The organism is Kistimonas ophiarachnellae (assembly GCF_057552235.1).
The window spans coordinates 1-625 of the sequence record NZ_BAAJPA010000064.1 but is presented as its reverse complement, the minus strand read 5'-3'; the positions used below and the strand labels follow the sequence as shown (position 1 = coordinate 625).

Here is a 625-nt window from a genome sequence, read left to right as displayed (position 1 = left end):
ACCCTGGCCCGTGACGGGATTCCCGTCTCCATCCACGATCTGCACACTGTCCAGACTGAAATTGGCGGGGTTGTCGTTGTGATCCAGGTCCGTGTCGTCGGCCAGTACGTCAATGGTCAGGGTTTCATTCTCGTGACCGGTCGCCGTATCAACACTGGCCACCGGCGCATCGTTAGTGCCGGTCAGCGTAATGGTGGCCGTTGATTCAGAGGTAGCCCCTTCATCATCGGACATCACATATCGAACGACCACTGTCGCACTTTCGCCACTGGCCAGACTGTCGAAGTCTGTACCCGGCACAAACTGCAGCTGGTTATTGACGATGCTGACCGTGCCCTGACCCGTGACGGGATTCCCGTTACTATCGACGATCTGCACACTGTCGAGAGTGAAGTTGGCCGGATTATCGTTATGATCCGCGTCCGTGTCGTCGGCCAGTACGTCAATGGTCAGGGTTTCGTTTTCATGGCCCGTGGCGGTATCAGCGGTCGCCACCGGTGCGTCGTTGGTACCGGTCACCGTAATGGTCGCTGTTGACTCAGAGGTAGCCCCTTCGTCATCGGACATCACATATCGAACGACCACTGTCGCACTTTCACCACTGGCCAGACTGTCGAAGTCTGTA

1 protein-coding gene is annotated in these 625 nt (G+C 57.0%); it reads right to left on the bottom strand.

Annotated elements, in window-relative coordinates:
- On the bottom strand, nucleotides 1–625 hold a 625-nt coding region (locus tag AC27K1_RS21640; protein ID WP_487152872.1), incomplete at both ends, for an Ig-like domain-containing protein.